The organism is Microcystis sp. LSC13-02, assembly GCA_002282935.1.
Taxonomy (GTDB): domain Bacteria; phylum Cyanobacteriota; class Cyanobacteriia; order Cyanobacteriales; family Microcystaceae; genus Microcystis.
Genome location: MTBT01000289.1, coordinates 1 through 8,789 on the forward strand (window position 1 = coordinate 1; position 8,789 = coordinate 8,789).

The 8,789-nt window shown below is 40.6% G+C and carries 10 protein-coding genes; 3 read left to right on the top strand and 7 right to left on the bottom strand.

Going from position 1 to position 8,789, the window contains the following annotated elements; genetic code table 11:
• On the bottom strand, nt 1-70 hold a 70-nt coding region (locus BGL89_RS18165), incomplete at its 3' end, for a helix-turn-helix domain-containing protein (protein WP_286825706.1).
• 236 nt (nt 71-306) lie between these two features.
• On the opposite strand from BGL89_RS18165, the gene hisH reads away from it, so the two are divergent.
• Nucleotides 307-945, top strand: coding sequence for an imidazole glycerol phosphate synthase subunit HisH (gene hisH, locus BGL89_RS18170; protein ID WP_286826940.1), 639 nt, complete (start codon nt 307-309; stop codon nt 943-945).
• Here the strand turns inward: hisH and BGL89_RS18175 are convergent.
• Together BGL89_RS18175 and BGL89_RS18180 are read right to left on the bottom strand one after the other, a co-directional pair.
• A complete protein-coding gene (locus tag BGL89_RS18175) occupies nt 934-1,686 on the bottom strand; it encodes an ABC transporter ATP-binding protein (RefSeq protein WP_286826941.1) in 753 nt (250 codons plus the stop codon). The genes hisH and BGL89_RS18175 overlap by 12 nt on opposite strands.
• A 260-nt stretch (nt 1,687-1,946) precedes the next feature.
• Nucleotides 1,947-3,062 (bottom strand): branched-chain amino acid ABC transporter permease, encoded by a 1,116-nt coding sequence (locus tag BGL89_RS18180; RefSeq protein WP_286826942.1) that lies wholly within the window; start codon nt 3,060-3,062, stop codon nt 1,947-1,949.
• 566 nt (nt 3,063-3,628) lie between these two features.
• Between BGL89_RS18180 and BGL89_RS18185 the strand changes: the two genes are divergently transcribed.
• Nucleotides 3,629-4,285: a response regulator transcription factor gene (locus tag BGL89_RS18185; RefSeq protein ID WP_286826943.1), complete on the top strand. Its 657-nt coding sequence runs from the start codon at nt 3,629-3,631 to the stop codon at nt 4,283-4,285.
• A 14-nt stretch (nt 4,286-4,299) separates the two neighbouring features.
• On the opposite strand, the gene BGL89_RS18190 is transcribed toward BGL89_RS18185, so the two are convergent.
• The 4 genes from BGL89_RS18190 to BGL89_RS18205 all read right to left on the bottom strand — a co-directional run bounded on the left by BGL89_RS18190 (nt 4,300) and on the right by BGL89_RS18205 (nt 7,700).
• Nucleotides 4,300-4,818, bottom strand: a complete 519-nt coding sequence (locus BGL89_RS18190) for a low molecular weight protein-tyrosine-phosphatase (RefSeq protein ID WP_286826944.1) — start codon at nt 4,816-4,818, stop codon at nt 4,300-4,302.
• Nucleotides 4,819-4,820: 2 nt separating this feature from the next.
• On the bottom strand, nt 4,821-5,114 hold the full coding sequence (locus BGL89_RS18195) for a hypothetical protein (RefSeq protein ID WP_286826945.1): 294 nt from the start codon (nt 5,112-5,114) through the stop codon (nt 4,821-4,823).
• A 145-nt stretch (nt 5,115-5,259) separates the two neighbouring features.
• A complete protein-coding gene (locus BGL89_RS18200) occupies nt 5,260-5,898 on the bottom strand; it encodes a DUF2834 domain-containing protein (protein WP_286826946.1) in 639 nt (212 codons plus the stop codon).
• A gap of 209 nt (nt 5,899-6,107) precedes the next feature.
• Nucleotides 6,108-7,700 (bottom strand): hypothetical protein, encoded by a 1,593-nt coding sequence (locus BGL89_RS18205; RefSeq protein WP_286826947.1) that lies wholly within the window; start codon nt 7,698-7,700, stop codon nt 6,108-6,110.
• A 307-nt stretch (nt 7,701-8,007) separates the two neighbouring features.
• On the opposite strand from BGL89_RS18205, the gene BGL89_RS18210 reads away from it, so the two are divergent.
• On the top strand, nt 8,008-8,181 hold the full coding sequence (locus BGL89_RS18210; protein ID WP_286826948.1) for a hypothetical protein: 174 nt from the start codon (nt 8,008-8,010) through the stop codon (nt 8,179-8,181).
• Nucleotides 8,182-8,789: the final 608 nt, after the last annotated feature.

The window sequence follows — 8,789 nt, forward strand, 5'->3', positions numbered from 1 at the left end:
CCAAAGTGCGCCGCAATAGCGACTCTTGTTCGGGTGTGGGGTAAAATCGAAACGAATAGGCTTTTTCCATGTCTCACATTTTAGCATATATCGTGTAAATGCGCTAGTATTTAACAGTAAAGCCAACCTAGAACGACGGGGTTTCAGAGCCAAAATTTTCGATGAGAATTGCTGTAGTATGATTTGAAACAGCAGCCAGTCGCGGGTTCAAATCCCATCACCAGCTTTCAACAACTTTTGATTCAAGACCTAATTTAGCGGCGTGATTGCTCTAAAATAAGGTTATCGCTTGCTCAGTATATAGTAATGACCTTAATCGCTGTCATCGATTATGACATGGGAAATCTGCACTCTGCCTGTAAAGGACTGGAAACCGTGGGTGCAGTGCCGAAAATTACCGATTCTCCCCTCGATCTGGAAAAAGCTGACGCTATTGTCTTACCCGGAGTCGGTTCTTTTGATCCTGCTGTCCGGCAAATTCGCAGCCGTCATCTAGAAAAACCGCTCAAAGTTGCGATCGCTAATGGTAAACCCTTTCTCGGTATCTGTCTCGGTTTACAAATTCTCTTTGACTCATCAGAGGAAGGTCAAGAGGCGGGTTTAGGGATTATTCCGGGGACAGTGCGCCGTTTTCGCTCGGAACCTGGCATTACCATTCCCCACATGGGTTGGAATCAGTTAGACTTCACCCAGCCGGATCATGCTCTTTGGCAGGGATTACCCCCGCATCCTCACGTCTATTTTGTCCATTCCTATTATGTTGATCCCCTTGATAGTTATCTAACTGCCGCCACCGTCACCCACGGCAGTCAAACGGTGACGGCAGCGATCGCTCGTGATCGTTTGGTAGCGGTGCAGTTTCACCCGGAAAAATCCTCGACTAATGGCTTAAAAATTCTGGCTAACTTTGTTCAACAGGTGCAAAAATTAGCTTTAGTCTCCTAAATAAGCCTTTAAAACCCGCTCGTTTTTTTGGATTTCGCTGGGAATGCCATCGGCTAAATTTGTCCCTTCTGCTAATACCCAAACGTAGTGACAAAGGGACATAATCACATCCATATTATGCTCGATAATTAAAAAGGTAATTCCCTGACGATTCCATTCAATAATATGGTCGCTGATTTGAGCGATTAAAGTGGGATTAACTCCGGCGGCCGGTTCATCTAATAAAATTAATTTTGGCTCGGTCATTAGCGCTCGGCCAATCTCTAATAATTTACGCTGTCCTCCCGATAAAGCTCCCGCATAATCCTGCGCTTTCTCCCCTAGACCAATCGAATCTAATATGTCCAAAGCTTTGGCACGATTTTCTTGTTCCTGTTGGCGAATTTTTGCCCCCTGAAACCAGACTTTGAGAAAATTTTCTCCCGTTTGCCCCGGACTAGCTAAGAGCATATTTTCTAACACCGTTAATCGGGATAATACCCTTGCTACTTGAAAAGTTCTCACACATCCTTTCAGGGCAATTTGATAGGGAGGCAGCTGATGAATGGGCTGACCATCAAGAAAAACTTCTCCTTTATCTGGGCGAATAAAATTAGATAAAAGGTTAAAAAGTGTGGTTTTGCCGGCCCCATTTGGACCGATTAACCCAGTGATGCTGCCCTGCGGCACATCCAAATCAGCATTATTGACGGCGCAAATGCCCCCAAAACTTTTCGATAATCCTTTGGCAGAAAGTAACATAATTGATCAGATAAACATCAGTTATCAGTAAACATTAAACAGTAATCAGTGAAAAGACAGTAAGTAGTCGTGGGAAATAAATTTCTTAGTTGAGACAGGCAATAGGCACTCTTGCAATAGGCAATAGGGTTATTTAAATGTGTAATTAATTTTGCTTAAGTCCTTAGAAAAATGATATTTAATACTGCTCACTTAATATTCAAATCTAATCACTGATAACTGATGACTGATAACTGATAACTGATAACTGATAACTGAAATTATTTTCCCAAAGTTAACTCCTCTTTTTTGCCGAGGATACCCTGGGGTCGCCAGATCATTAAAACCATGAGCAGCAGACCGATAATCATAATCCGTAAAGCCCCTAATTGGCTATCATTAAAAATATCTAATTGGGGTAGAATAAAGCGAGTCAGGGAATCGTAAGCCCAGAAAATTACTGCTCCTAGTAAGGTGCCTGCATTGCTACCAGAGCCACCGAGAATAATAATAATCCAAGCGTTAAAAGTCAATAATGGTTCAAAATTAGTCGGGTAAATAGTGGTTAATTGCCATGCTAAAAAAGCCCCAGCTAAACCAGCGATTGCACCGCCTAACATCAAAGATTGTAACTTATACCAAAAGACATTTTTTCCTAAAGCCCGGGGAATTTCTTCATCTTCCCGGATAGCTTTGAGGATGCGTCCCCAAGGCGATCGCAAAAGTAATTCTAAACCAGTATAAACGAGAGCGAGGAAGACTAAAACTACCACCATCAGCCCGGCTTTGTAATTATAGTCATTCAAGGCAATTACACCGTTTATATACAGAAAAAGCAGGATTATCGCCCCTAACGCCCCCCAAAAGATTAAAGCTCTCTTTTGCGTCGGTTGATAGCTTTTGCCGCTAATTTGCCCAGCTTCGCGCCATTGTCGTTGCAGATTGCGCCCCAATTGCCAGAGAGCAAAGATAGCAAGCAGGGTAAACAGGGCAATAATTAATAATTTGACGGGAAAACTGGCATTTATATCCAAAGGTAGGGGATAACGTTGTAGTCCGAAACTGCCTTTCGTTAACCAATCCTCGTTAAGCACCAGCAAACGAATTAACTCAGACACCCCGATGGTGACAATTGCTAGATAATCGGCTCTTAATCTCAGGGTGGAAAAACCGATGGCCAATCCCAACAATGCCCCTAGGATCGCCCCGACAATGGCGGCAAAAATCATCGGTACACCCTGTAAAGTTAATAAAACCGTTGCATAAGCCCCTAAAGTGGCAAAAGCAACGTGACCAAAGTTAATTAAGCCAGTAAATCCCCATTGTAGATTTAAACCGAGGGCAAAAATCGCATAAATACCCGCCCAAATTGTCAGGGAAACCAAATAATCTGTCATGTTATGGCAATTATCTTAATAGTGAGGTACAAAGTTTTCGGTTTCGGGAGTCAGGAGCCAGAAGTCAGGAGTCAGGAGTCAGGAGACGATGCCCAATCCAGTTATACTTCATACTTATGAGAAACGCTATAACTAGGGTCTGCTGAAAAAGTTTTTCGGTGGGGGTTGGGGGTTGGGGTGTGGGGTTTTACCCATTTTCAGGTGGTCAATTACCTAATTTTCAGGCACTTTTTGAGGGAAGAAAAGTCTAAAAACCTTGTTGGATAAGGTTTTTAGATTTATTCAGCAAACCCTAACTAAAAAATGATCTTCAAAGTAAAAAGTAAAAAAGGGGTTGGGGGAGTGGGGAGCAGGGAGTGGGGGAGCAGGGAGCGCCGGAGATGGGGCGAAAAAAGCTGAAAAATCACATCTGATCACTGATTACTGATTACTGATTACTGAAAAGACTGATTGCTAACTGCTAGTATAATATCAGTTAAAACGGCCTCTGTAGCTTGATGGACAATTGTGACGAGCGGAGGGTGCTAGGCTATCAATACTGAAAAAACCTTGTCCTGTTAATTTCTATGCCTCTTTTGATTCTAATTGCCGATGATGACCCCGGTATCCGCTTAGCGGTCAAAGACTATTTAGAATTAGCAGGTTATAGTGTGGTAGCGGCGAGTAATGGTTTGGAAGCTTTGACTTTATTGGATACCTATCATCCCCATCTTTTGGTATCGGATATCAAAATGCCCCGTTTAGACGGTTATTCTTTGGTGACTAAGGTGCGGCAACAGCCAGAATTTAGGTTATTACCAGTAATTTTTTTAACCGAAAGAGGGTCAACAGAGGAAAGAATTCGCGGTTATCAAGTGGGTTGTGATATCTATCTTCCTAAACCTTTTGAGATGGAGGAATTAAAAGCAGTTATTCGCAATCTTTTAGAGCGATCGCAAATGGTGCAAAGTGAACGTCAATATCAGAAATTAAAACCGGAAGAAAGCCCCAAAACTACGGCTGTTTTAACTTCTTCTTTACAGGACGATTTTAAGTTAACCAATCGCGAGCGGGAAGTGTTAGAACATTTAGCCCGGGGACTTTCTAATAGTGAAATTGGGCAAAAACTGCATCTTAGTTCTCGCACGATCGAGAAATATGTTAGTAGTTTACTCAGGAAAACAACTACTAACAATCGCGCCGAATTGGTTCGTTTTTCCCTCGAACATAGATTAATCGATTAGCTGAAATAAAAAACTTAAATTTTGCTTTTTACGTCCTCCAAAAGACTGCCACAGGAGTCTAAAAGTAGCTCCATTACGCGGTCAAAACCTTCACGACCACCGTAGTAGGGATCGGGAACTTCTTTTTCTGGGTGATAACGGGCATAGTCACACATTAACTTGACCTTTTCTTGATATTTTACTGTGGGATCTAGGGATAAAATATCTCGATAATTGGCTTTATCCATGGCTAAGATTAGATCAAAATTCTCGAAATCCTCGCGGGTAAATTGTCTAGCGGTCCCTTGCAGAGGAATACCGCGTTTTTTGGCCGCTGTATTCATGCGAGAATCGGGAGGAGAACCGATATGATAACTGGCAGTCCCCGCAGAATCACAGAGGATTTTATTGCTTAATCCTTCTTGTTCAATCAGATAATTCATGATATTCTCGGCAGCGGGAGAACGACAGATATTTCCTAAACAGACGAAGAGTAGTTTATAGGGCATAAATTGACTAGTAGAATCATCACTAAATTGCCAATTATAGGGCATTTTTAACATCCCGATAAAGATTTATCCTCAAAAAACTCCTCGCTGTCCATTAACCTAATTTTGGCTAATCCCAAGCTTTCTAAATAATCTTGCCACCCCTGGGGGGTATCTTCGATCGCTAATAATCCTAACACCCTAGCTACGTCTGCTACCCAGGGTAGGGTGTGAATTCTATAACCCTGCCAGTTTACCTCTAAGGATAACCAAGCGGGAATCTCTTGGGGGTTAAATTGTTGGGAGGCAAGATAATCAGCTTGAAAGCAGTAAATCCGAGGTGTTTTTTGACTCTCTAACAAGGTTAAACACTCCTTCTAATCTGGACATTAATCTCTTTGTTCGTATTTTAGGGGAACCTCAGCATAATTTCTGTTAAATATGAACTTCTCTTGTCAAGAAATAGTTAAAAAACAACTGATAACTAGGCTGAGTTTCACCTTACCCCTAATTCTCCCCTAAGCGAGGACGAATAATTAAATAAATTGCTGGACCGATTAGAGGCAATAGGGAAATTACCGGCAACAGCAAAGGATTTTTTAATCCCCGTCGGGTTAGATCATCTTGCAGCAAAATTGGACATAATAGGGTTAAAAGACAGAAATCTAAACTCATAACATGAATAAAACGGCTAGTTTGCCACTGATGCCAAAAATCAGACCAATTGCCGTTAATTAATCCGTAAGCGATTAAAATTCCCGCAGTAATTAGGGCAATTACTCCCAACCAAGGTGAGTCTAAAAGTTTAATGACAAGATTTTTTTTACCGGTAAAATTGCTGTTGGGTTGACGGAGAGTTAAATAGGGTAAAATAGCGAAAGCACCCACGGCAAAGGAGGCAAAAGCAAAGGGCCAAGCGATGATTTTTTGGTCACGACCATCGATAATTAAAAGGCTAGTGTAGATAAGTGGCCAAACTCCCATCAGGTTAAAAAGAGCAATAATTAACGGGTTGATATCTTGCCATTTGCCAGTGGAAAGATTGATAATTAAATTTATTGTATCTGGTTGATCGGGGGGTGCTAGTAAAAAAGCGTATAATCCGAAGCCTAACCAAAGTAACCCGAGAATAATTTTTGTTAACATGGGAGTAGATAATTAGATTAATTGAGTAAGGGATTTTTCATCGGATATTTTAGTATAAAAGTGATCAAAATGTCAAGCAATATTATACTAAATCTGGTTATTAAAGACTGATTATTTATTCCCCCTTTTGCATGAGTGCCTTTTGCTTCTCCTTATAAGTAGCCTATACTTAACGGATTTAGTATTACCTAATCAATGATCACTAATTTTTAGGGAAGACGACGAGTATTCATGATTTCTACTGGGGTAATTTCTGCACTTTTAGAGTTGAGTAAGCGAGTTTGTTCGAGGATAGTTTCTAAGTCTTCATCCGAGAATTCTTGTACATAGTTTAATTTGACTTCTTCTAGGAAGATAATTAATAACATCTCGATTCTTTCTAAACTGTGACGGGATTGTAATTCCCCAGCGAGAGATTGCCCGAAACGCTGGACTAATTGCTGCAACAAACCCTCAAAAACTTCGTCTTCCTGGGTAATATTTTCAGCTATGTTAACAAAAGATTGATACAATTGACTAGATAGACGATTGCTCAAGTCAGTTTTTAATCCATTCATGCCGGGTAATCGCAATAAGCTTTGATAAGCGGGAGTTTGACTGAGAATTTTCTCGATATTGTATTTAATTAAAGCTTCCGCTTCTGGTTTAACTTGCGGTAAAACCTTGTCAACGGTACTATTAACTAATAACCGAAAAATTTCGACAACTTCATTAGTATCATTGAGATTATTATATCCGCCATTGAGAGATTTCTCGAGAAATTTCTCCACTTGTCCCCGTCGAATATATTCCTGAATTTTATTAATGATTCTCAGGACAATTATCTCAGTAACATCTTTAGAAATTAGCGCAACTAGGCCTTTAACTGCCTGTTCTTTAATCAGTCTTAAGTTAATAATTTTAACTTGATCTAGGCGAATAACGGTAGGAATAAATCGCAACCATCTCCAGATAGGAATAAACAGAAAAATATCGTACCATCGCCATAACATAGCCTCGCGCCAACGCAGACCTTTATGAGTGCGAGCAATCCACCAAGTTCTCAGCATAAATTCCCAGAAAAAGATGGTACCAAATAAAAAATCGATCGCCTCAAAGTTATCTATCGGTCTCCCATCTTCTCCTAGGGGACGAAAATAATTAGTTTCTATTAAAGGTTGAATTTCTTGATTAAAAAACTTCAACTCTTTTTCCCAGCCATTTTGACTGAGATAATCCCAACTCCAAAACTTCTGAAAGGCTGCTTTTGCGGAAACATTTTCTGTTTTAAAAACCCGCAACCGCATTTTATTTTTAATCTTCTCTAAAGTCCCAGTTTTCTCCGCCAAGGCAAAGGGATTATTATCGACTAAATTGATACTTTTTTGGCGCAAATTGTCTAAAATTTTCTCAATCTCTTGGCGATATTCTTGCAAATTAAACTCTGGGTTAAAAAGCTTTTGATTAATTAGTTCATTAAGTTTATTAACCGTATCTAAATATTCCTTGGTACTGCGATAGGGTTTAATCCCTTTCACCACATCATACTTAGCGATTCCTTTAACAAAGGGAATTTCTAGGGGTTGATCGGGAGGTATTTGTAATTCTTGAAAGGCAATCGGTCCGAGTTTTATTGGTTCATTAAATCTTAATAAAGTTATTTGCAAGCGTCCCTGTAACCAAAAATCTCGCAGGGGAATATAGGTTAAATCGAAAATAACCAGAATATAATTGCATAATACCAATAGGGCCATGCAAGTCTCAAAGAGATTGCGCGGGGAAAAACGACGGTTTGTGATCACGGGGTTTTTAGTCAAAGTCATCGGCCTAGAAAGTACACTTTCACTATGGTAAACCGAAAACGCCTAATTTTTTGCCTGAAAGGGATAGAAGTAGTTAAAAAGAGCGGTTAAACTTAGTTCTGCCTCAGCAATTAATAGATGTAGTCTTCTATGCTCTACATCTTGCCTATGTCAGCTATTTCGACATTCAATATCTCCTTACTTGGAATTGCAACCATCTAGCCAATGCTAACAAACGGAAGCATATTCGCATTATCAATGCTCGCCTTGGCTTGTCAACAACTGAAATTGTCACACCACTTGAACTATTCAAAGAGGAGAATAACTTATGATCCGCTCAGAGATTTTGCAAGAAAAAGATAAAACTCAAACAAGATTGTCGGAGGAATGCACGTCCATCCATGACTATTTACTGAAGTCTCACATTGCTGCGAAAAAGGCCGCAGAATCCTACGGGTTTACTCTCAAGTACGCTGAATTGCTTAACTTGCCGTCATCTTAATTAGGGTCTGCTGAAAAAGTTTTTCGGTGGGGGTAGGAGTCAGGAGTCAGGAGTCAGGAGTCAGGAGTTTCAGGCTTTGTTGCCCTTACTTTAACAGGTCAAAAGCTTTATTTTAAAAGGGTTTTACCATTATTCAGCAAACCTTAATTAAAATTGCGATCGCTTAAAGGCGATCCCCTTGCCCCGTGGGTTGGGTTGAGCGGAACAATACTGAGTCGAAAATGGCTCAATTCGATTGTTTAAGCGAAACCCAACCACCCCAATGGTTAGTCTTTGTTGGGTTTCCTTGCCTCAACCCAACCTTGTATATTGAGAGAAGTGGTAGACCGTCCCAACCTTGGTCAGAAAAGACCGCTTCCTAGCAAGGGTCACCACCATAATCTCCCTGACAAAACTCGAACAGTCGCCGGGGTCGTCGCGAAAACAATCAATTGTCAAGCTAACAGACCGTATCGGGCAAGGATGAGTAACATCAAGGGGATGCTCTCAAAAATAACCATCAATTCGGCAAATTTAGGTAGGGTCTGCTGAAAAAGTTATTGAAAAGCACAGGTCTCTTAATCAATGATTTCACTTAGCTACAAGCATAAGCTTTAGTTGTTGATTAA